We start from the raw sequence: 22,964 nt of genomic DNA, 5'->3' as shown, positions 1-22,964 counted from the left end.
TTTCTCTATATTATTTATTCTATTCTCTTAAAAAACAAGAATCAAAATTTGCTGAGAGATCTATTCTCTTTATTCTTTATTCTTTATTCTATTTAGAAACGAACAAGAAAAAGATAAAATGCGAACTCTTTATTCTTTACTCTTTCGTCTATTTTCTTTTAAAAAAAAATAATCAAAAAAAGAAATCATGAACATAAAACTAAATAATATAGCCAAATTAAAATACTTGTTTCTAGTGCTTTCGATAGGTTTGCTTTCCTGCGATGATGATGTACGTGAAGTCTATCTTTATAATCAGGGGAAATTAGAAGCAACTTCAACTAACACTTCTGTTAAAGCAGGAGAAACAGTTACTTATACCGATGCGTCAACAAAAGTTCGTGCTGTAAAATGGACTTTTCAGGGCGGGGCTCCGGGATCTTCAATCGAACCAAATGTTGAGGTAAAATATACTAAAGGCGGAACTTTTACAACAACTCTCGAAATTACTTTTGTGGATAATACGATACAAAAGAAAACCTTTACTGTAGAAGTCGAAGCTCCTGCAACTCCGCCAATTGTTATCCCGGCTGATGCGCTTAAAATTTACTCTGATAATACTGATTTTACCAAAACGGCACCTGTTTTAAATTGGGTTTCAAGTAATCAGTTTGTACTTAAAGAAGTGGCTACTGATGGTTATGAAGGTGCTTACAGAAATTTTTCTCTTCCGGCAACACCACCTGCAGCCGAAGCAAAATGGGCAATGGCAATTCTGTCGTTTGTAAATTTCACGGATATCACTTCTTACACTTATATCAATATGGCGGTAAGAACGACTAGTACTGGAAAAATCAGATTTAGAATGAAAGATGCCTCGAATACAGGTTATGTAGAATTTGATGCCACAAGCAATTTATACGGACTAAAAAGAGACGGAAGCTGGAATATGGTTAAGATCCCAATTGCAGAATACAAAAAACAAAACGCAGCATTAGATTTAACCAAAATTAAAGATATTTTGGTTTTGCGAAGCGTTGATCCGGAAGATGTAAGAGCGATGAACAATTACATTTTTGATGTTGATCATATCTATTTATCGAAATAATTTTTTAAAAACATAGAATAAAATTAGTCTCAGTCTCAGTTTTCAGTCTCAGTTTTCAGTCTCAGTTCTCAGTAGTATTAAACTGAAAACTGCGACTGCGACTGAGAACTGAATACTGTGACTGAATACTAAAAAACACCTCTTAAAAAAATAAAAACTAATGTAATGAAGCATTTCCTTTATCTCATATTCTGTTTAATAAACCTGATTTCTTTGCAGGCGCAGAATAGTATTAAATATCAAAAAGTCGAAGCCCGACAAAACGCTTTAGATCCCAAATGGATATCGTATGAAGCCATAACGGTTGACAAACTACCCGGATTTAAAACTAAAAAACAAGAACCAATTTCTATTTATGGAGGATCAAAAGTATGGCAAAAAGAAGCTACAGGATTTTTTAGAACTCAAAAAATAGACAACAGATGGTGGATTATCGACCCCGAAGGTTATCCGTTTATTTATAAAGGAGTTGCTGTTTTTAATGCGGGCCGTTCTGTAAATCAACAAAAAGCATTTGATAAAAAGTTTGGAAGTCCTGAAAATTGGCTCAAACAAGAATCAAAATTACTTCGCGATAACGGATTTAACGGAGTAGGCGCGTGGTCGAATGTAGACTTAGTTCGAAAAGGAGAAAATCCGCTGGTTTACACGGTTATTGTTTCTCCAATGGGAATGTATCATTCTGATCATATTAAAAAATACGGTGGAAAATACAAAGAAGCCAACTGGCAAAATTACCGTTTTGATTTGGTTATGGTTTTTGACAAAGAATTTGATGCGTATATCGAAAAAGCATTCAAAGACCTTTCTCAGTACAAAAATGATAAGTATTTGATGGGTTATTTTACTGATAATGAACTGCCGTGGTATAACGACGCATTAGATAAACATTTAACTTTATTGGCCAAAGATGAACAAGGTTATCTCGCCGCAAAAGAATGGCTGGCTCAAAGAAAAGGCTTTAATGCTTCGATATCAGATGTAAATCACGAAGATAGAATGGCATTTACTGCTTTTTATTTTGAAACTTATATGAAAAAGGTAACAGCGGCGCTTAAAAAAGCAGATCCCAATCATCTTTATTTAGGATGTCGTTTTAATCAGGATAAAGAACAGGAATTAACAAATCCGGAGATTTTTAAAGTGGCCGGAAAATACATGGATATTGTTTCGATCAACCATTACAGGAAATGGGAACCGAGTCAGGATTTAATGAACAATTGGGGCGAATGGTCAGGAAAACCGTTTTTGATTACAGAATGGTATACCAAAGGAGAAGATTCTGGATTGCCTAACAATACCGGCGCCGGATGGCTCGTTCGAACGCAGAAAGAGAGAGGACTTTTCTATCAGAATTTCACGTTGGAATTACTGAAAAATAAATATTCGGTGGGATGGCATTGGTTCAAATATATGGATAATGATCCCGAAGATTTAACGACTGATTATTCGAACAGAGATTCAAATAAAGGTATTGTAAACAGCGCATTTGAACCGTATACGCCTTTACTAAAAGAGATGAAAATCATCAATGATAATGCGTATGAATTGACGCAGTATTTTGATAAGAAATAAATTTTTAAACACATAGAAACATAGGTTTTTTTAGACTTGAAAAAAGTATAATAAAAGAAACTAGTTTCTAATATATAGACTAAGCTTTGTGAATCTAAACAAGTAAAATCGGCTCAATCGGCTCAATCTGCGAGCTAAAAATTTTTCCCGCAGATTTAGCAGATTAGCAGATAAAATTTAGAATAGAAATCCAGCTATGTGCATTTAAATAAGTGAAACGCCTTTTTTAAAGATAAAGAAATCTATGTTTCTATGTGTTAAAATATTACGCCAGATAATTAAAAATAAAAAATAATTTAAGCTATGAGAAAAATAATAATGCTGTGTTTTACTTTTCTGATTTTTGGGAAAATGATGGCGCAGGAAATTCCGTTACTTGCGAATATTGCGTCACGAAACAACATCAACCTAAACGGAAAATGGAGTTATATTGTAGATCCGCTCGAAAACGGATATTATGATTATCGTCTTATGCCTTTTAAAGACAATGGATTTTTCCAAAATAAAAAATTCAACACCACTGAGTTGACCGAATATAATTTTGCAACTTCTGCTACTATGGATATTCCTTCTGATTGGAATTCTAAAGACGAAAGATTGTTTTTTTACGAAGGAACGGTTTGGTTTGAGAAAGATTTTAGTTATAAAAAGAATTCTCAAAGCAAAGGTATTCTTCATTTTGGAGCAGTTAATTATGATGCGAAAGTATATGTAAACGGAAAATTGGCAGGAAGTCATGTTGGCGGTTATACACCATTCAATTTTGATGTAACCGATTTATTAGTCGACGGAAATAATTTTGTGGTTGTAAAAGTAGATAACAAACGCCATAAAGATAATGTGCCAACTGTAAACATGGATTGGTGGAATTATGGCGGAATTACCAGAGATGTTACTTTGGCCCAGGTTCCCAATACTTATATCGAAGATTATCTGGTGCAGATGGATAAAAAGGACAAAACAAAAATTTCTGGCTGGGTAAAATTGAACAGTGAAACGGCAAATCAGTCGGTTTCGATAAAAATTCCGGAACTTAAAATCAAGAAAAACATCACAACAGATGCCAAAGGAATGGCGTACTTTGAGATTAAAACCAATCCCATTTTATGGACTCCGGAAAAACCAAAAGTATACGATGTAACCATTGACAAAGCAGATGAAAGTATTGCGGATCAAATAGGTTTTAGAACTATTGAAACAAAAGGAAAAGAAATTTTGTTAAACGGAAAGAAAGTCTTTTTACGCGGTATCAGTATTCATGAAGAAGCTCCATTTCGATCGGGAAGAGCATGGTCTACAGAAGATGCGGTTACGTTATTGACCTGGGCAAAAGAATTAGGTTGTAATTATGTACGTCTGGCGCATTATCCGCATAACGAAAATATGGTAAAACAAGCCGAAAAAATGGGCTTAATGATTTGGTCTGAAGTTCCGGTGTATTGGACTATTTCATGGACAAATCTAGATACTTACGCCAATGCCGAACGTCAGCTTCACGATATGATTTACAGGGATAAAAACCGTTGTGGAATTGTAATTTGGTCCATTGCAAATGAAACACCGCATGGTGACGATAGAGATATCTTTTTGAGTAAACTGGCTAAATATGCACGTACTCAGGATAATTCGCGTTTAATAAGCATGGCGATGGAAGTAACCAAAAGTCCGAACAACGTAAATACACTTCACGATAATATGAACGAATATGTAGATATTGTGAGTTTCAACCAATATTTGGGTTGGTACAGAGGAACCAACGAATCGTGTAAAGACATGCAATGGATAATTCCGTATAACAAACCCGTTATTATCAGTGAGTTTGGTGGAGAAGCTTTACAAGGTTTGCATGGTGATAAAAAAGAGCGCTGGAACGAAGAATATCAGGAAGAATTGTATGTTCAAAACACTCAAATGTTCAATCGTATAGAAGGTTTGGCGGGAGTTTCTCCTTGGATTTTAGTCGATTTTAGATCACCACGCAGACAATTGCCTAATATTCAGGATTTCTTTAACCGAAAAGGATTAATTTCTGATCAGGGAATCAAAAAGAAAGCTTTTTATGTTATGAAAAACTGGTACGCTCAAAAAGAGGAAGAGTATAAATAACAGAAAGTTTAAATAATTAAAAAAGTGCGGTTGCCTGAAAAGACGACTGCACTTTTTTTTGCGAATTATATTAAGATTTTATTGTTTTAAATCATCTTCTTTTTTCTTTATACACCTTCCTCTTGGCTCGTCACCTTCATGAAGTACAATTTCTGAATGCAGGAACTGTGCAGCTTCTGCAGAATCTTTTACTTTGATGGCACTTCTTTCTAACATTTCAGATTCAAAATCATTTAAGACACTTTCTCGTATGCCTGCTTTTCTCCATTGCGACAATGGTCTGCATCCTTTCGAAATGCCACGAGCGAGAGCAAGGGCATCCAGCAGCGCCTGATTGGCACCTTGCCCTTTAAACGGACTCATTGGGTGCGCTGCATCTCCAATCAAAGTTACTTGTTTGGCTTTCGGTAATAATGTAGAATCGAGTAATTCCCGATCGTAAACAGGATAACCGGAAATCTGCGCTTCCTGAGTCCCTGCTATAATCTGAGGGATAGGATCGTGCCATTGCGTTCTTCGGCTTGCTTCTTCCTTAAGCGCCTGAGTTCCCTGAGCACTAAGCGTTTTGGCTTCTTCTTCCGGCATTGGAAAACTAAGCTGCCACATTACAGAATCTGCGGTATAAGGCATTATGTAAATACGCTCATTGCCGTTAGCGGTTTGAAATACGGTTGCAGAATCCAGTAAATCACTATCAATTCCGTCAAGAGCTTTTAATGGACAAATGCCCAATATCACGATACACTCCAGATAACGCAAAGGTGTAATGTTTTCACCAATCAGTAATCTTCGTACCGAACTTCGAATACCATCGGCTCCAACCAAAAGATCGGCTTTTACGTTTTTTATTTCACCGTTTACCTGAAATTTTAAATCAATACCTTCGTTTTTGTTTGTTTTAAAATCAATCAATTGATGTCCCCATTGTACAAAATCATGACCTCCAAGTTGTTCCAGTAATGCCAATCGTAATGATTGTCTTGCGATATGTACATTGGTTCGTTTATTCGCCGTTTTAGTATCGGATTGTAACCATTTTCTAATTCCCCATTCACCAATGACTTTTCCTTCTGTGGTATGTACCAAATGCCTTGTTGAAACCACACCATCTTTCAGAGAGAAAATACCCAATCCTTCTATGGCTTTACTGGCTTGCTGCAAAGTAAGTCCGTAACCCTGAGATCGGGCTTCGAAGTTATGATCACGTTCATAAAGAGTAAAAGGAATTCCGCGATGTAAGCAGGCAACGGCCAAAGCCACACCGCCAATACCACCGCCAATAATAGCAACATGCGGATAATTTTCTGTATCTGCAACAGGAGCATTGGCTGATGCAATCAAACCTGAGCCATTACAGTTCAGGCATACATATAAATTACCTTTAGGATAAACCGGAGCCGTTCCTTCGTTTGTTTTTTCAAATTGATCGAGAGCAATCTGGTAGAGCAGTCGCGCTTTCTTGCTGATTCTTCGGCTTTTTTTGCCGCGTCCCTGACATTCCGGACAAGTAGTCCAGCTGTTTTGTTGATTTTCCACTTTTTTGCTTTACGCTTTATTTAAGTTGGTACTAAAGTAGGATTTATATTTCCTTTAAAGATTTAATTGCTTCACTGATTTCCTGATCTAAGACAGAAATCATAGTGACAGTTTCTGCGCTAAATTGCCCAACTTGGGCTTCTTTCTCAATAATCGATAAATAATTACTAAGGTCATTTAGCATAAAGATGTCTAAACTGGATTTCATAATATGAGAAAGTCTGAGTACTTCAGCATTATTTTTGTTATGAAATGCCTCGCTTAGTTGAATTACTTCATTGGGAATTTTTTCCAGAAAAAGACCAATCATATCCTGCTTAAATTTTGGGTCACCGCCCGATACTTCATCCAGAAATGACAAATCTATTTTTCTCTTCAAAACAGGAGAAATATCTTTGTTTAGTGCTGTTTTTATAGCTTCTAAAAGTGCTTCCTGTTTAAAAGGTTTTGGCACATAAGCATTCATTCCTTCTTTATAACAACGTTCTTGCTCACCTACAAGAGAGTGTGCGGTCATGGCAATAATAGGAATGCTTAAATTCATTTTATTTCTGATATGATGCGTAGTTTGATAACCGTCTTTAACAGGCATTTGAAGATCCATTAAAACCAAATCATATTTATTTTTTGATAAAAGATCGATGCCAATTTCACCATTTTCGGCAGTATCCAGTTCAAAACCAAAATTATGAATAACGATTTTTGCCAGTTTCTGATTTAAAGCATTGTCTTCACAAAGAAGTATTTTTAGTTTACCGGGATTATATTCTGCTGATGGTTCGTCTGCTGTCTCAATGTAATTTGCTTTTTTGTAAGTAATTACAAAGAAAAATTCAGAACCAACGCCTTGTCTACTTTTTACATGAATTTCGGCATTTTGTAATTCAATGAGCTGTTTTACAATGTTAAGGCCAAGCCCTGTACCGCCAAATTTTCTTGTCGTACTTTCTTCTGCTTGTGTAAATCGTTCGAAAATCGTTTTAAGTTTTTTCTCCGGTATACCTATTCCGGTATCTTTAACAGAAAATCTAAGCGAATAATCATCGGCAGTTTCATTCACTTTTTTTACAGAGATAGTTACTTCACCTTCTTCAGTAAATTTTAGCGCATTACCGGCAAGGTTTACCAGTATTTGGTTGAGTCTTCCCTGATCGCCAATTGCAATTTCAGGCATATCAGCATCCAGAAAAAGATTAAATTCTACAGTTTCAGGAACTTTTACTTTTAATAAATCATAAACATGTTTAAGTGTTTTTTTTAAATTGAATGGCTGTGCATCAATCATCAAATTACCCGATTCAATTTTAGAAAGATCTAGAATATCATTAATGATCAAGAGCAAGTTTTCTTCTGCAACCTGAACACTATTAATATAATCACGCTGAACATCGTTTAGTTTTGTTTGAGCCAAAAGATCTGTAAAACCAATTATCGCGTTTAAAGGCGTCCTGATTTCATGGCTCATATTGGCCAAAAAACTATCTTTTGCCAATACTGCACGTTCGGCAATTTTTTTCTGCTTTGCCAGTTCATTATTCTTTGTTCCTAATTCTAATTGGTTGATAACGTGCCTTGCAATAATAGAAAGTGCATTTCGTTGGCTTTCATTAAGTTCTTTAGCGACATGATCTATGGCGCAAATGGTTCCTATATTATATCCATCAGGAGTTGTAAGCGGAACTCCGGCATAAAACCTAACTTTGAAACCGTCGACAACATTAGGATCGTCTTTAAATCTTTCGTTTAAATGAGTGTCGCTTATTTCAACCATTTCAGATTCCATAATAGTATAGCGGCAAAAGCTAATTTCACGAGGCACTTCAGATACGCCAATTCCTATTTCAGATTTAAACCATTGTCGATCCCGGTCTATAAATGAAATATGAGCGATAGGCACACTGCAGATATAAGAAACCAGTTTGGTTGCATCATCAAAAGTATGTTCAGGTAACGTATCAAGAATGTTATAGCGTTTTAATGCTGCCAGACGTTCAAGTTCGTTGTGGGGTGTAGGTTGGGAATTGTTCATTCTATGGGAAAGTAAAGTGCAAAAGTATAAATAATATTAGATAAAAGTTTTGAATTTAATTTATCTATAACAAAGTTCTTGGGATTGGTAATTTAATGCAGCTATTATTTATGGTTTGATCTGAAATAAAAAAAGGAAGATATATCTAAATATCTTCCTTTTTGTGGAGTCGCCGGGAATCGAACCCGGGTCCAAACAAGCAACTAAAGAGCTTTCTACACGTTTATTTCCTGATTGGATTTTCGTTGTTGAGCTAGGTCAGGAACAACCACTCAACACTTATCTTCTTAATTTCGATCTCCACCCGAAGCTCATGGAAATCTAGGTCTATTTTTACGGTTCCCCTGGACTGACCGCCACAAACCAAGGCTTTCAAGGAGAATCCAGCTTCCCTATCTGATAGGGACGTGGCTTAATCTTACTATAATTCGGATTATGCAGCTAAAGCGTAGTTATTTTCGCCGTGTAAAATTGTAAGATCTTATATTTACGAGCAAGGTCTCAATGCTCGACGTGCTTACTTTTCAATTCGACTTGCTGTCAAAACCAGTCGACCCCAAAAATGAGTTTGCAAATTTATACTATTTGAAGTTAGTTTTGTAATAAATTTTTCAGAAAAATAATATTATTCTTCATCCTTGAAATTAAACGGATAATCTCCAAAAATAGGAGCCAATTTACGAACTGCATAGGTTTTCGTTGTCATTTTATTCGATAAAGCAATAATGGTAACATGCTCTTTCATTAACGGAATATAAGATGAGGTATTACCATGCCACCAACCGTTGTGAAAGTAATAATTTTGGCCCGTGTCCCAATTGATCATTCTAATACCTAAACCGTAGTTTTTGGTACCTTTTCTTTCATTACTATAACCGGTATAAACTTGTTTTAAAAGTTCAGGTTTTAAAAATCCGGGAGCATTTCTGGCGCGGTCAAATTTTAAAAGGTCTCTTGCAGTCGAAAATACGTTTTTATCTCCGTAAACATTATCCAGGTAATCAAAACCAATTTCGACACCATTACCTTTATAAGAAGGAACGATTTTTTTTCTGTCCTTATCATCATCAAAAACATAAGTATGCGTCATGCCTAAAGGTTTAAAAATCATCTGAGACATCGCTTCTTTGTATGATAGACCCGTAATTTTTTCGATAATAAGCGCAAGCATTGCATAATTAGTATTGCAATAACTAAAACGTGTTCCGGTTTTAGCTTCTAATCCAATATCTTTGGTAGCTAAAATATCAAGAATATCTTTATTGGTCAGTTGATTGTGTCTGTCCCAAACCGACTTGTCTCTGTCTGTGAAATAAGCGTAATTACGCATTCCGCTTCTGTGAGATAATAACATTCGAATGGTACATTCCGGGTAAGGAAATGTTTTTAAAATAGTGTTTACTTTTTGATCCAAATCAATTTTACCTGCATTGACCAATTTTAAAACTGCTGTTGCAGTCAAAACTTTACTTACAGAAGCAATTTGCACCGGAGTTTCTGCTGTTATTTTCGTTTCTTTATTTTTATTGGCGAAACCATTATATCTTTCAAAGATAATCTGACCATTTTTGGCCACTAAAAAACTTCCGTTCATACTATTGTTCGGCCAGTTTTTTGTGTAAAAGTGATTTATTCTTCCGGCAACTGAATTGATATAAGCTTGTGAAATTTTAGTTTCATTTGCTAATGGTTTCATTTTAGGTAAAGTATCTTCGACTTCTGCTGTTGTATCTGTTTGTGTTTTTTTGTCTTTACCACAAGAGGTTAAAACTAGTATTGAGAAAAGTATTTGTGGTATATTTGTTTTTTTAAGGAGGCTCATTTTCATCATTCTTTAAAAACAAATATATAGAATTCAATATTTATGTTTTGTCTTTTTTTACTGTTTAAAAAGACTATTTTAACAAAATATTAAGACGTAGTTTAATTAGTTGATTGTTATTCAGCTTCTAACGGTTTTAAAACATTCTTAATTGTATTTTCACAACAAAAATTTAACTAAATTTGTTACATTTGAAACAAATTTAAGTAAAAAAGTTATATTAATAATTATTTTAATCTGCTATAAATGAAATTTGGAATTATAAAAGAAAGAAAAAATCCACCGGATCGACGTGTTGTATTTTCACCAAATGAACTTGCAAAACTGAAACAAACCTATCATGATGCTGTTGTTGAGGTAGAAAGTTCTGATATTAGGATTTTTTCTGATGTTCAATATAAAAGTATGGGAATCACTGTGACAGACGATGTTTCTGGCTCTGATGTTTTATTTGGGGTAAAAGAAGTTCCTGTAGAAAATTTGATTCCAAATAAAGCGTATTTCTTTTTTTCGCATACAATAAAGAAACAGCCTTATAACCAGAAATTGTTGAAAGCAATTTTAGAAAAAAACATCGATCTGTACGATCATGAAACTATTGTTGATGATCAAAACCGTCGCTTAATTGGTTTTGGAAAATACGCCGGAATGGTTGGTGTTTATAATGGAATTCGTGCTTTTGGGATAAAATTTGAATTGTTTAAATTGCCCAAAGCAGAAACTCTTGCCGGAAAAGATGCCTTGATCATGCATTTGAAGCGTCTTAATTTGCCTGCATTAAAATTCGTCCTGACCGGAACCGGAAAAGTAGGCAGCGGCGCCAAAGAAATTCTGGATGCTATTAAAGTTAAGGAAATTACAATCGAAAATTATCTGACTAAAAACTATGCTCAACCTGTCTATATTCAATTGGATGTTTTAGAATATAATAAAAGGATAGACGGAGAGGTTATTGATTTTAGAGATTTTGTAGCCCATCCTGATGAGTACGTTTCTGATTTTGAAAAGTTTACTAAAGTTTCGGATATTTATTTTGCAGGGCATTTTTATGCTACTGGCGCTCCAATGATTTTAACGAGAGAAATGTTGAATGCCAGTGATTGCAAACTAAAAGTTGTGGCTGATATTTCTTGTGATGTGAAGGGGCCAATTGCCTGTACTTTGCGTTCGTCGACAATTGAAGAGCCTATCTATGGTTATTTTCCTTTAGAAGACAGAGAAGTTGAGGTGTTTCATCCTGCAGCTGTTGTAGTTATGGCAGTCGATAATTTACCTTGCGAAATCCCTAAAGATGCCAGCGAAGGTTTTGGAGAGCAATTTATGGAACATGTTATTCCTGCTTTCTTCAATGGAGATAAAGACGGAATTTTACAACGTGCTAAAATAACAGAGAAAGGAAAACTAACCGAAAGGTTTAGTTATTTACAAGATTATGTAGACGGGAAATAATTCATAATTATAAATTGTTAATTATGAATTGTTAATTGATTTTAATCTTCAGAGTACAGTATTGAATATAACAAAAGAGCTTTCTATTATTTAGAAAGCTCTTTTTTGTTAACTATGGATAAAGTATATGCATCGATTGTTTGGAATAATTTACCATTAACAATTCACAATTTATAATTATCTAAACCATCTCCTCCGGTTTTACCCACGCATCAAAATCCTCTGGAGTTACGTAACCCAAACGAACAGCTTCGTCTTTAAGCGTTGTTCCGTTTTTGTGAGCGGTTTGAGCAATTTCGGCTGCTTTATAATAACCTATTTTGGTGTTTAAAGCCGTAACCAGCATCAGTGAGTTGTCTACCAATTCTTTGATTCTTTTATAGTTGGGTTCGATTCCCTGAGCGCAATGTTCATCGAATGAAACGCAGGCATCTCCTAAGAGTCTTGCTGATTGCAGGAAGTTTGCAGCCATAACAGGTTTAAAGACATTTAGTTCATAATGTCCCTGCATTCCGCCAACGGCAATTGCCATATCATTTCCTATTACTTGTGCGCAAACCATTGTTAAGGCTTCGCATTGCGTTGGATTTACTTTTCCGGGCATGATTGAGGATCCTGGTTCGTTTTCGGGAATATGAATTTCTCCAATTCCGGAACGTGGTCCTGAAGCCAGCATTCTGATGTCGTTTGCTATTTTGTTTAGTGAAACTGCCAATTGTTTTAATGCTCCGTGTGTTTCAACAATCGCATCGTGTGCAGCCAGAGCTTCGAATTTATTTTCGGCTGTAACGAAAGGCAGGCTGGTGAATTTTGCGATGTATTCGGCAACTTTTACATCGTAACCTTTTGGTGTATTTAGTCCGGTTCCTACTGCGGTTCCTCCAAGAGCAATTTCTGAAAGATGTGCCAAAGTATTTTTAAGCGCTTTTAATCCAAAAGATAATTGAGCGGCGTAACCTGAAATTTCCTGTCCTAAAGTTAATGGTGTAGCATCCATAAGGTGTGTACGGCCAATTTTTACAACGTCTTTAAACTCTGTTGCTTTTGCAGCTAGAGTTGCGTGCAGTTTTTCGACTCCGGGAATGGTGGTTTCAATTACCATTTTATATGCTGCGATATGCATGGCGGTAGGGAAGGTGTCGTTTGATGATTGTGATTTGTTTACATCGTCATTGGCTTTGATAAAAGGTTCTCCTTCGCCAATATTAAATCCTTTTAAAACTTGTGCGCGATTGGCGACAACTTCATTCACGTTCATGTTGCTTTGGGTTCCTGAGCCGGTTTGCCAAATCACTAACGGAAATTCATCCTTTAATTGTCCGGCAAGAATTTCGTCGCAAACGGCTGCAATAGCGTCACGTTTTTCGGCTGGTAAAACGCCTAAATCGGCATTGGCATAGGCGGCTGCTTTTTTTAGATAAGCGAAACCTTCTATGATTTCTTGTGGCATTGATGCCGAAGCGCCAATTTTGAAATTATTTCTTGAACGTTCTGTTTGTGCTCCCCAATATTTATCTGCTGGGACTTGTACTTCGCCCATGGTATCTTTTTCTATTCTGTATTTCATGATATTATATATGTGTGATTATTGTTTGTTGTTTAATGTTTTTATGGTAAATGGAACGCGGATGAAATAGATTTACTTCGTTAAGGCGCGGATTTACAAGGATTTTTTACTGGTATGCTTACTATTCTTTAGTTAATAAAAACTTCTTTTGAAAACTATTGCCCTAACCCTGATGGGAGCGGCATCCTTTTGTGTACGCGGCGGCGGACACAAAAGATATAGTGGACAGCAGGAATCAGCTCCTGAAAATACTCATGTTCTTATAATTTAGATAGTTGAATAATAATCGAAAAAATCCCTTATTTAAAATGAGTTTAAATATACGGATTATTGTGATTTTATGAAAATTGATTTGGTTTTTATTGCTAAGGAAAAATATAAAACATACATTTGTCCTTACATTCAAAAATTCCGGAAAACATGTTTGAATTTTCACAGTACTTAGGCTTTTTACTTTTCTTGACCATACTAACTATAGGGTTTTGGTTGATGTTTTTCTTAGTTGGTTTCGTATCTTATTGGGTTACGGGAGCAAGCTGGGAAATGATCAAAGAGAAAAGAGCAAAGAAAAAAGCAGAACAAGCAATTTAATTTTAAGTTGACTTTATAAAAAAAGGACCCGTTTTTACGAGTCCTTTTTTTTGTTCCAAAAAATGAAATTCCAAAAATAAAAAAATCCAAAAAGCCAATCCCAAAACCTATACAGAAAGAAAAAATTTACCGCAAAGAACGCCAAGGTTTTCTTACTATCAGCTTTTTAAAAAAGGCAAAGTTCGCAAGCTTTATGTTGATTTAGCTTTGCGAACTTTGTGTTTTAAACATTCTTAGATAAAATCTTTGTATTCTCTGCGGTAAAAAAATGTAAATATTATGTTTTCAACAACATTTAGAGTTTATCAAAAAAAAATTCCAAATTCCAATTTTTAAATTGGAATTTGGAATTTTCTATTTTTGGAATTTCAAAAAATATTATCCCGGAAATTCTCCTCCGCCGTCACCATCATTTCTTGGCGTACCCGGTTTTTCTCTTTCGGTTTTAGGTTTATTGAAACGATAGGTAAACGATAAGTTGAATTGACGTTTACGAAATTGCATTTCACCATATGATGTCTGGCTCTCAAGAGTTGTATCGTTTTGAAGGTAAGTGTATGACTTCATGATTCTTGAGTTGAAAATATCGCTAATATTGAATGCAATAGTAGCTTTATCTTTCAAAACATCTTTACTAAAAGCAGTATTCATTGCAAATTGTCCAAGGTTTTTACCCTGAGCTGTTTTTTGTTCACCATTGTAGACTCCGCTTAACTGCCAGTCGATTTTGTATGGTAAAGTTAATTTTGAGTTGATTCTGGCAAACCAGGTTGTGGCTTGGTTGTCCAGATTTTGTACAACAACGTTTCCGTTAGTATCAGTGTACGTGTTTTCTCCGGTTGTTTTTACGTTGTAAATATTGAAATTACTGTTTACTCTCCATTTTTTGAATGGGGTATAATTCAATGTAAATTCGAAACCGAATTTTTGCTCTTTTCCTAAGTTAATTGGGCGGCTTAAAATAACCGCAATTCCCTCAACTGGATTATCTGGTGTAGGAGTTACGACCTGACCATCAGAATCTACAACGTCGCCTGTAGGAGTTCTTACGAAACTAAAAACGTCTTTTGTGTTTTCGAAATAAGCCGAAGTATTAAAAGTTACTTTGTCCCAACGTTTAAGATATCCAATATCATATTTATCAGTTAGAGACGGATCAAGATCCGGATTTCCCTGAAAAATATTGACATTACTGGAGTAATTTGTTGCAGGATTCATGAAACGTCCTCTTGGTCTTGACAAACGTTTACTGTAGCTTGCCGTAAAATTACTCTGATCTGAAATTTCGTAACTAATAAAAGCACTAGGAAATAAGTTGTTGTATTTCTTAGTATTGAAATCATTATTATCTAATAAGTTCACCTGAATGTTGGTGTCTTCCCAACGTAAACCAAATAAATAAGAGAATTTGTTTACTTTGAAACCGTATTGCGTGTAAATTGCATTTATGTTTTCTTTGTACTCTAAAGTATTTGAAAGATTGGGATTGGCAATACCACTATTGTCGGTGATTACGTATTTGTTGTTTAAGTCACCAAAATTACCTTTGTATCCGGCTTCGAACTGGCTTCCTTCGCCTAAAGGCAAAACATAATCAGCCTGAACTTGTATTTGTTTTTGAACCTGATCGTTTAAAGTATTATTGAAATTAGGTGATGCTGTAATAAGACTGTTACTGTCATCTGTATTTCTTGAAACCGATAAATCGGCAGTAAGTTTGTGTCCTTTGTCGTTGAAGTTTTTAATTAAATTTGAAGTATACTCTACATTTTCGCTATCTGTATCTCCATTGTTCAAACGGAAAGAAGTTCCTGTAAAAGCTCGATTAGCGTCGAAATTATTGTAGTTAATTAAGTCTCTGCTATTTCCATTACTTTTTTGGTAATTAATAGCATTTGTCCAAAATGTATTTGGCGCAACTGTCCATTCTACACCTGCTCTTCCGTTGAATCCTTCGTTGGTTCTTTTAGTGTCACGATCTTCATCTAAATATCCTTTAGGTGTTTTATCGGCATTAAAATATTCCGTATTGGTTAATCCTCCACCTTCATTGGTTCTGTAGTTGTAACCTGCAGTTGTGAAGTAGTTTAATTTTTCGGTTTTATAATTCAGGTTGGCACTTGCACCATACGTTTCAGGAATACCTGTTGAGGCAATAAAAGTTCCGTTTAGTCCCTGATTTTTTCCTTTTTTAAGAATAATGTTGATCAATCCTGACCCTCCTTCTGCATCATAACGTGCTGATGGGTTTGTAATTACTTCTACTTTATCAATAGCATCTGCCGGAAGCTGGCGTAAAGCTTCGGCAACGTTGATGGCGTTTGAAGGCCTTCCGTCAATTAAAATTCTGATATTATCACTTCCTCTTAAGCTTACGTTTCCTTCGGTGTCAACAGAAACCGATGGAACATTGTCAAGAACATCACTTACAGTTCCGCCTTTTACCATCATATCCTGGCCTACGTTGTATACTTTTTTGTCCAGTTTTATTTCTACTGACGATTTTTCTGCGCGAACAACAACTTCATTCAGTTGTGCTGCGTCTTCAGATAGATTTACGACACCTAAATTAGTATCATCCTGAATATTTTTTCCTTTAATCTCGGTTGCTTTAAACGAAATAAACTCAACTTTTATGTCGTAAGTTCCAGGAGCAATTGCTACATCAAATTCCCCTTTAGGATTTGTGATTCCGCCTGCGATGACTTTAGTGTCATTTGGTGCTGTAATCGAAATGGTGGCATATTCAAGAGGTTGTTTGCTTATTTTTTCGAAAACTTTTCCTGTAACTTTTACTTTGTTTTTACCTGGTGGTTGTTGCGCGTAATTGTAAAAACTTGTAAATAGGAATACAAGTAATACAGCAAATTTGATTTTTTTCATTTTAATTTCTGGTTTCTTTTTCTTTTAGACCGCAAATGTACCTTTTGGTTTAAAGAGAGAAATCACAAAAAAATGTTAATAATGCTCTTTATAATCAATCTAAAAAAGAAGCAACTTTCTCTAAATCGCGTCCTATAATTGCTTTTCCGTCCTTTATAACAATTGGACGTTCTATTAAAATGGGATAATCTGTCATGGCCTGAATAATCTTGTCATTGGTTAATTCTTTTCCTTTATAATTTTCGATCCATATTTTCTCTTTAGTTCGAACTAATTCAATGGCCTCAAGATTTAATTTTTTGAGTAATGCTTTTAGCTCATTAAAATCAGGGGTTTCTGTCAGGTACGGAATGATTTCGTATTCCTGATTGGTTTGCTCAATAAAAGCCACACAGCTTCTTGATTTTCCGCAGCGTGGATTGTGGTAAATTTGTATCATTTTGTTATATTTTAAAGTGTGTTAAGTGAATTAAATTAAAAATTCGGTATTTTAGCAAGACCAAAAGTAAGATTTAGTTGTTAAATCGAATTCTCATTTTTAAATTATTATAAATATGTTTTTAGAGCAAGGAATTAAATCTCAAAATAAGTTTTGGTTGTATCTAGTTGGATCAGTTTTAATTATTATCGCGTCATTTATAGGTCAGATTCCTTTTTCGGTTGCGGTGTTGGGAAAAACTTTGACCGGGAAACAAGCAATTCCAACAGATAATGCTGCCGTTATGAAAATATTCGAACCTAATCTTACCTTGTTTTTGGTTATGATTTCGTTTGCTTTTGCATTTGCCGGTATTTATTTTGTACTCAAATATTTGCATCATCAAACCCTTTTATCGGTTACAACATCAAGAAAAGCGGTCGATTGGAAACGTATTTTTTTCTCCTTTTTTTTATGGTCTTTTTTCACAATATTAAGTTTTGTGGTGGTGTATTTAAACGCTCCTGGAAATTTTGTATGGAATTTTAAACTGGTTCCTTTTTTGATTTTATTGGTTGTGGGGGCGATATTGATTCCCATTCAAACCAGTACCGAGGAATATATTTTCAGAGGATATTTAATGCAGGGTTTTGCTAATTTGGCTCTTAATAGATGGTTTCCGTTAATGATGACCTCTCTTATATTTGGGCTAATGCATATTTTTAATCCGGAAGTTGCTAAAATGGGTTACGTTATTATGGTTTATTACATAGGAACTGGCTTGTTTTTAGGCGTTATTACCCTTATGGATGAGGGAATAGAATTAGCTCTTGGTTTTCATGCTGCCAATAATTTAATTGGAGCTTTATTAGTTACTTCAGATTGGTCTGTTTTTCAGACTCATTCTATTTTTAAAGATTTATCAGAGCCATCTGCCGGCCTTGATGTTATACTGCCGGTTGTTATAATCTATCCTGTTTTACTCTTTATTTTTAGCAAAAAATACAATTGGAGTAACTGGAAAGAAAAATTAACGGGTAAACTAAATGTTGTAGAAATTTCAAATCAATTATAAAATGTCAAAATTAACACACAAAAATGTTCACAACTATTTTAAGATAAATGGTTTTCATTTAAACGCTGACGAGTTGCGCCGTGTTGCTTATGATTATATAAAAGAAGGCGACGGAAATGAAGCTGCAATAGGGGAGTTTCTGCTCGATTGGTTCGATGATAAGGACTATATCGAGATGAAAACTTCCGGAACCACGGGGCTTCCAAAACTAGTAAGATTAGAAAAACAAGCCATGATTCAGTCTGCCTTAGGCACTGGAGATTTTTTCGAATTAGAGCCGGGAAATAAGGCTTTACTTTGTTTGCCTGTGCAATTTATTGCAGGTAAAATGATGTTGGTTCGTGCTATTATTTTAGGCCTCGAATTGGATATTGTTGCGCCAAGCACACAACCATTAGAGCTAAATACAAAAGAGTATGATTTTGTTGCTATGGTACCTTTGCAGGTTCAGAATTCGATTGATGATTTAAAAAATGTAAAAAAACTTATAGTTGGCGGTGCTAAAATGGATACTGCTCTTGAAGAAAAAGTTTTACCATTGATAAAAACCGAAGTCTATGAGACTTATGGTATGACGGAAACGATTACTCATATCGCTGCGAGAAAAGTGGGAGAGAATGTTTTTACCGTTTTGCCAAATGCAAAAATTAGTCAGGATGATCGCGGATGTTTGGTGATTACTGTTGCTGCTATTTCTGATGAGCCAATTGTTACCAATGATTTGGTCGAATTGATAAGAGAGAATCAATTTATTTTCCTGGGAAGAATTGATAATGTTATTAATAGTGGAGGAGTAAAGCTCATTCCAGAACAGATAGAAGCAAAACTGATAGGTAAAATAAATACCAGATTTTTTGTAACAGGAGTTCCGGATACTTCTTTGGGCGAAAAATTAATTCTGGTTATTGAAGGGGAAAAACAGGAATTTGCGCCGGAGTTTTTTGATGTTTTAGATAAATATGAAAAACCAAAAGAGATTGTTTTTGTTCCGAAGTTTAAAGAAAACGAAAACGGGAAGTTGTTGCGTAAGCCAAGTTTGGCTTGATAAATTCCAATATTTTAAATTCCAAATTCCAAATTTCAATTTTACAATTGGAATTTGGAATTTGGAATTTTTTATTTGGGATTTAAAATAGGTTGCTGTTTAGTCCCTACGGGACAAATAGCCTTTTTCTGTATGCTTTTTTACCAATATTTAATCTCTACGAGATATTTCTTTTTGAATATTTATCTTGAAAAAAGGTTTCAATCTGTAAGTTCACTCCGTTAGGAGTTTAATTTAGGTAAAAAAAAGAGCCAATAAGTAAAAATGTCCCGTAGGCCCTATACTTCTCTCTCGTGATAAAATAAATAAATCCCAAATTCCAGTCTTACAATTGGAATTTGGGATTTAAAAATTGGAATTTAAATTTTAACTATTCTTTTATAACAGCGTCTTTGCGTTCCATTAAAGCCATATAAAATCCATCAAAACCAGATTCAGAAGCTAAAATTTTACGATCTTTTATGAAAGTAAATTGTTGTCCGATTTCGGTTTTCAGGAATTTTTCTACCTGCTCCTGATTTTCAGATGGTAAAACAGAACACGTTGCGTAAACTAACTTTCCACCTGGTTTTACAATTTTAGAATAGCTTTCTAAAACTTCTGCCTGTACTTTACGAATATTATCAATAAATTCAGGTCTCAGTTTCCATTTGGCATCCGGATTTCTTTTAAGAACTCCTAAACCACTACAAGGTGCATCAATTAAAACACGGTCTGCTTTTTCGTGTAATTTTTTGATCACTTTTGTAGTATCGATGATTCTGTATTCAATATTAAAAGCACCATTTCTTTTGGCTCTTAATTTCAATTGTTTCAGTTTGCTTTCGTACAAATCCATTGCAATCAATTGTCCTTTGTTTTCCATCAAAGAAGCAATATGCAATGTTTTTCCTCCGGCACCGGCGCAGGTATCTACAACGCGCATTCCTGGTTTTACATCCATAAAACCGGCTACTAATTGTGAGTTGGCATCCTGAACTTCAAAAAGTCCTTGTTTAAAAGCGTCTGTCAAAAATACATTGGCTCTTTCTTTTAATACTAAAGCTTCAGGCTGATCTTTTAAATATTCTGTTTCAATATTCAAATCCATCAACGTATTTCTGAGGCTTTCTTTGGTTCCTTTAAGCGTATTGGTTCTTAAAATAACTTTGGCAGGCTGGTTTTGAGCTGCAATTTCTGTAGCCCAAACTTTTTCTCCAAGTTCTTTTACACCCAATTCATCCATCCAGTCCGGAATAGATTCTTTTAAGGCTCTAACTTTAGATAGTTCATCAAAACGTCCTTTTATTTTTCTTTCAGGAGTTCCTTCCAGTTGTTTCCAATCCGGGATTGGGTATCCTCTTAAAACGGCCCAAACTGCGAACATTCTCCATAGATTTTCTCTGTCGAAAGGTTCTTTTACTTCGGCAATTTCTGCGTATAATCGTTTCCAACGAACAATTTCGTATATCGTTTCAGCAACAAACTTCCTGTCAGAACTTCCCCAACGTTTGTCTTTTTTTAATGCTCTTGCTACCACTTTGTCTGCATATTCTCCTTCATTGAAAATTGCATTTAAAGAATCGATGGTAGTATAAACTAAATTTCTGTGTAATCTCATTTTAATTATTTGAGTTGCAAAGGTACTATTAATTGATTGAAAGTTAAATTTTTAATTTTGATTGTTGTTTTAACTTCCTTTAAAAAGAAAAAAAACACTCTAATAAGTTTAAAAGAGTGTTTTTTGAATGTATTTTAGAATTGATTTATTTGATAATTCGGGTTAGTCCGATGTTTTCCGGAGCGTGAAGCACCATTGGGAATTTCTCTATTTTAACTGAACTACTATCTAGACCAAATGCTCTTTCTTCAGACAAACTCAGTTTCTTGATAAAGAAATAAGAGTTCATGATAATATTTTCGTGCCATCTTAAATCATTATCGTTCGATAAGAATTTCTCAGACAATACAAATTTGAAATCACCAATAATATTGTTTTTGTTTAATGATTCGTAACGGCTGGTAATATCTACTTCGCCACGTTTTACCATATCGCGAATTACTTCTCTAAACATCAAATTGATTTTGGTAGGCTCTCTAAATCCTAAATTAAAATCGATTCTGTAAATGTCGTCTTTCGCAATTTCGGTAACTTTATATTGTGTTTTATATGGTTCAGTCAAAATATTTACGTGAACAAACCAATAGATATCAGCTCTTTTTGGTCGTTTTTGTAATATCGAATAAATTACCTTTTCCTCCAGTTCATCTACGCGATTAGCATTGGTCATATAAACCAAATGTGTTGCGTATTTAGGAATAGATAAGTCTTCGCTCAACTCCATTAATACTTTCTTGTAATCGTCAATTTTGATGATTTTAGTATAGCTTTTGTTAATTTTCTTAGCCAGATACCAGATTGTCATTATCGAGATAAGTACAGACGCAATGATTAAAGTAACGTAACCTCCATCTGCAAATTTGGTAATATTAGCAATCAGGAAACTGAATTCAATTAATAAATAAATGGTAATAAGCGGCACCATGAAGTATAATTTTACACGCTTCATGATTAAGTAATAATTAAGTAAAATAGTAGTCATGATCATACATAGTACAATAGCTAAACCGTACGCATGCTCCATATTACTTGATTTTTCGAAATGTAAAACGATTCCAACACAACCAAAAAACAACAACCAGTTAATTGACGGAATGTATAATTGTCCTTTTACTTCGGTAGGATATTTGATTTTTACTTTTGGCCAGAAATTCAGACGCATTGCTTCGTTGATCAATGTAAATGAACCGCTTATAAGGGCCTGAGAAGCAATAACCGCTGCTAAAGTCGCGACAACAATTCCGAATGGTAAAAACCAATGCGGCATAATAAGATAAAACGGATTTCCGTTTTCTCCGCCTAATTGTTGTAAAGTACTTCCTTCATGGTGCGTTAAATACGCAGCCTGTCCAAAATAATTTAATACCAAAGTCAGTTTTACAAAAATCCAGCTGATTCTGATGTTTTTTCGACCACAGTGACCCATATCAGAGTACAATGCTTCAGCTCCTGTTGTACATAAAAATACTAATCCAAGAACAAAAAATCCTTCAGGATGTATTTGTAATAAATGATAAGCATAATATGGGTTAATGGCTTTTACAACTTCAGGATGTTGCAAAATTTGAATGAATCCTAATGTGCCAAGCATAGCGAACCAAATTAGCATCATTGGTGCAAAAAACTTTCCAACCAGCTTGGTTCCAAATTGTTGTATGGTAAATAAAATAAATAGAATCCCAATTACAATATATACTATTGTATCAGTTTCCATTTTAGGATAAAATGCTCTAATTCCTTCTACCGCTGATGATATCGAAATAGGCGGCGTTATAATTCCATCGGCAAGCAATGCGCTTCCTCCAATTATGGCGGGCACAATGAGCCACTGAATTTTTGTTTTTTTGACTAACGCATATAATGCAAAAATACCACCTTCGCCATGATTATCAGCACTTAAGGTAATAAGTACGTATTTTATTGTAGTTTGTAAAGTCAAAGTCCAAAAAACACATGAGATACCTCCTAATACAATATCCGCGTTTATGATATGTTCGCCAAGTATGGCTTTCATTACATATAATGGAGAAGTACCGATATCCCCATAAATAATCCCTAATGTGATCAATAAACCCCCTATAGACAACTTACTATGTAAGTTTTTATGCGATGCGCTCATGTATGTTTTTATAAAAGACGGTTGCAAATTTACTGTTTTAAAACAAATTAGAGTCAATTATA

At 34.8% G+C, this 22,964-nt stretch carries 16 protein-coding genes and 1 other RNA gene; 8 read left to right on the top strand and 9 right to left on the bottom strand.

All coding sequences use genetic code 11. From position 1 onward, the window contains the following. The first annotated feature begins 187 nt into the window (after nt 1-187). The 3 genes from FLP_RS16295 (at nt 188) to FLP_RS16285 (ending at nt 4,768) form a co-directional block, all read left to right on the top strand. Nucleotides 188-1,087 carry a PKD domain-containing protein gene (locus tag FLP_RS16295; protein ID WP_065450581.1) on the top strand — a complete coding sequence of 300 codons (900 nt, stop codon included), beginning with the start codon at nt 188-190 and terminating at the stop codon, nt 1,085-1,087. A gap of 165 nt (nt 1,088-1,252) precedes the next feature. After that, nucleotides 1,253-2,662: a hypothetical protein gene (locus tag FLP_RS16290; protein WP_065450580.1), complete on the top strand. Its 1,410-nt coding sequence runs from the start codon at nt 1,253-1,255 to the stop codon at nt 2,660-2,662. A 303-nt stretch (nt 2,663-2,965) separates the two neighbouring features. Then, complete coding sequence (locus FLP_RS16285) at nt 2,966-4,768, top strand: glycoside hydrolase family 2 protein (RefSeq protein WP_065450579.1); 1,803 nt, start codon at nt 2,966-2,968, stop codon at nt 4,766-4,768. A 78-nt stretch (nt 4,769-4,846) separates the two neighbouring features. Here the strand turns inward: FLP_RS16285 and FLP_RS16280 are convergent, their stop codons facing one another. The 4 genes from FLP_RS16280 to FLP_RS16265 form a co-directional block, all read right to left on the bottom strand. Beyond that, nucleotides 4,847-6,304, bottom strand: a complete 1,458-nt coding sequence (locus FLP_RS16280) for an FAD-dependent monooxygenase (RefSeq protein WP_065450578.1) — start codon at nt 6,302-6,304, stop codon at nt 4,847-4,849. Nucleotides 6,305-6,347: 43 nt separating this feature from the next. Continuing rightward, nucleotides 6,348-8,333 carry a GAF domain-containing hybrid sensor histidine kinase/response regulator gene (locus FLP_RS16275; RefSeq protein WP_065450577.1) on the bottom strand — a complete coding sequence of 662 codons (1,986 nt, stop codon included), beginning with the start codon at nt 8,331-8,333 and terminating at the stop codon, nt 6,348-6,350. A 161-nt stretch (nt 8,334-8,494) separates the two neighbouring features. Then, nucleotides 8,495-8,891: a transfer-messenger RNA gene (gene ssrA / locus FLP_RS16270) on the bottom strand. Nucleotides 8,892-8,958: 67 nt separating this feature from the next. After that, nucleotides 8,959-10,161 carry a serine hydrolase domain-containing protein gene (locus tag FLP_RS16265; RefSeq protein ID WP_065450576.1) on the bottom strand — a complete coding sequence of 401 codons (1,203 nt, stop codon included), beginning with the start codon at nt 10,159-10,161 and terminating at the stop codon, nt 8,959-8,961. Nucleotides 10,162-10,401: 240 nt separating this feature from the next. Here FLP_RS16265 and FLP_RS16260 point away from each other — a divergent pair, with 240 nt between their 5' ends. Then, nucleotides 10,402-11,604, top strand: coding sequence for an NAD(P)-dependent oxidoreductase (locus tag FLP_RS16260; protein WP_065450575.1), 1,203 nt, complete (start codon nt 10,402-10,404; stop codon nt 11,602-11,604). A 181-nt stretch (nt 11,605-11,785) separates the two neighbouring features. On the opposite strand, the gene fumC is transcribed toward FLP_RS16260, so the two are convergent. Next, complete coding sequence (gene fumC, locus FLP_RS16255; protein ID WP_065450574.1) at nt 11,786-13,171, bottom strand: class II fumarate hydratase; 1,386 nt, start codon at nt 13,169-13,171, stop codon at nt 11,786-11,788. A gap of 148 nt (nt 13,172-13,319) precedes the next feature. On the opposite strand from fumC, the gene FLP_RS25850 reads away from it, so the two are divergent. Continuing rightward, nucleotides 13,320-13,442, top strand: coding sequence for a hypothetical protein (locus FLP_RS25850; RefSeq protein ID WP_262496245.1), 123 nt, complete (start codon nt 13,320-13,322; stop codon nt 13,440-13,442). Nucleotides 13,443-13,591: 149 nt separating this feature from the next. Next, nucleotides 13,592-13,762 (top strand): hypothetical protein, encoded by a 171-nt coding sequence (locus FLP_RS25285; RefSeq protein WP_089477451.1) that lies wholly within the window; start codon nt 13,592-13,594, stop codon nt 13,760-13,762. Between the two features lie 378 nt (nt 13,763-14,140). Here the strand turns inward: FLP_RS25285 and FLP_RS16250 are convergent, their stop codons facing one another. Together FLP_RS16250 and FLP_RS16245 are read right to left on the bottom strand one after the other, a co-directional pair. Next, on the bottom strand, nt 14,141-16,645 hold the full coding sequence (locus FLP_RS16250; RefSeq protein WP_065450573.1) for a TonB-dependent receptor: 2,505 nt from the start codon (nt 16,643-16,645) through the stop codon (nt 14,141-14,143). A 94-nt stretch (nt 16,646-16,739) separates the two neighbouring features. Then, the gene (locus FLP_RS16245; RefSeq protein ID WP_065450572.1) at nt 16,740-17,084 is read right to left on the bottom strand and encodes an ArsC/Spx/MgsR family protein; all 345 of its coding nucleotides are present in this window, start codon (nt 17,082-17,084) and stop codon (nt 16,740-16,742) included. Between the two features lie 115 nt (nt 17,085-17,199). Between FLP_RS16245 and FLP_RS16240 the strand changes: the two genes are divergently transcribed. Both FLP_RS16240 and FLP_RS16235 read left to right on the top strand, forming a co-directional pair. Further along, nucleotides 17,200-18,138 (top strand): CPBP family intramembrane glutamic endopeptidase, encoded by a 939-nt coding sequence (locus tag FLP_RS16240; protein ID WP_065450571.1) that lies wholly within the window; start codon nt 17,200-17,202, stop codon nt 18,136-18,138. Between the two features lies 1 nt (nt 18,139). Further along, the gene (locus FLP_RS16235) at nt 18,140-19,183 is read left to right on the top strand and encodes an AMP-binding protein (protein ID WP_065450570.1); all 1,044 of its coding nucleotides are present in this window, start codon (nt 18,140-18,142) and stop codon (nt 19,181-19,183) included. Between the two features lie 370 nt (nt 19,184-19,553). Here FLP_RS16235 and FLP_RS16230 read toward each other — a convergent pair whose 3' ends face one another. Further along, a complete protein-coding gene (locus FLP_RS16230; protein WP_065450569.1) occupies nt 19,554-20,783 on the bottom strand; it encodes an RsmB/NOP family class I SAM-dependent RNA methyltransferase in 1,230 nt (409 codons plus the stop codon). Nucleotides 20,784-20,928: 145 nt separating this feature from the next. Beyond that, nucleotides 20,929-22,902, bottom strand: coding sequence for a KUP/HAK/KT family potassium transporter (locus FLP_RS16225; protein WP_065450568.1), 1,974 nt, complete (start codon nt 22,900-22,902; stop codon nt 20,929-20,931). Between the last annotated feature and the right edge of the window lie 62 nt (nt 22,903-22,964).

Source organism: Flavobacterium piscis (assembly GCF_001686925.1).
Lineage (GTDB): Bacteria > Bacteroidota > Bacteroidia > Flavobacteriales > Flavobacteriaceae > Flavobacterium > Flavobacterium piscis.
This window is presented reverse-complemented; position numbering and strand designations above follow the sequence as displayed.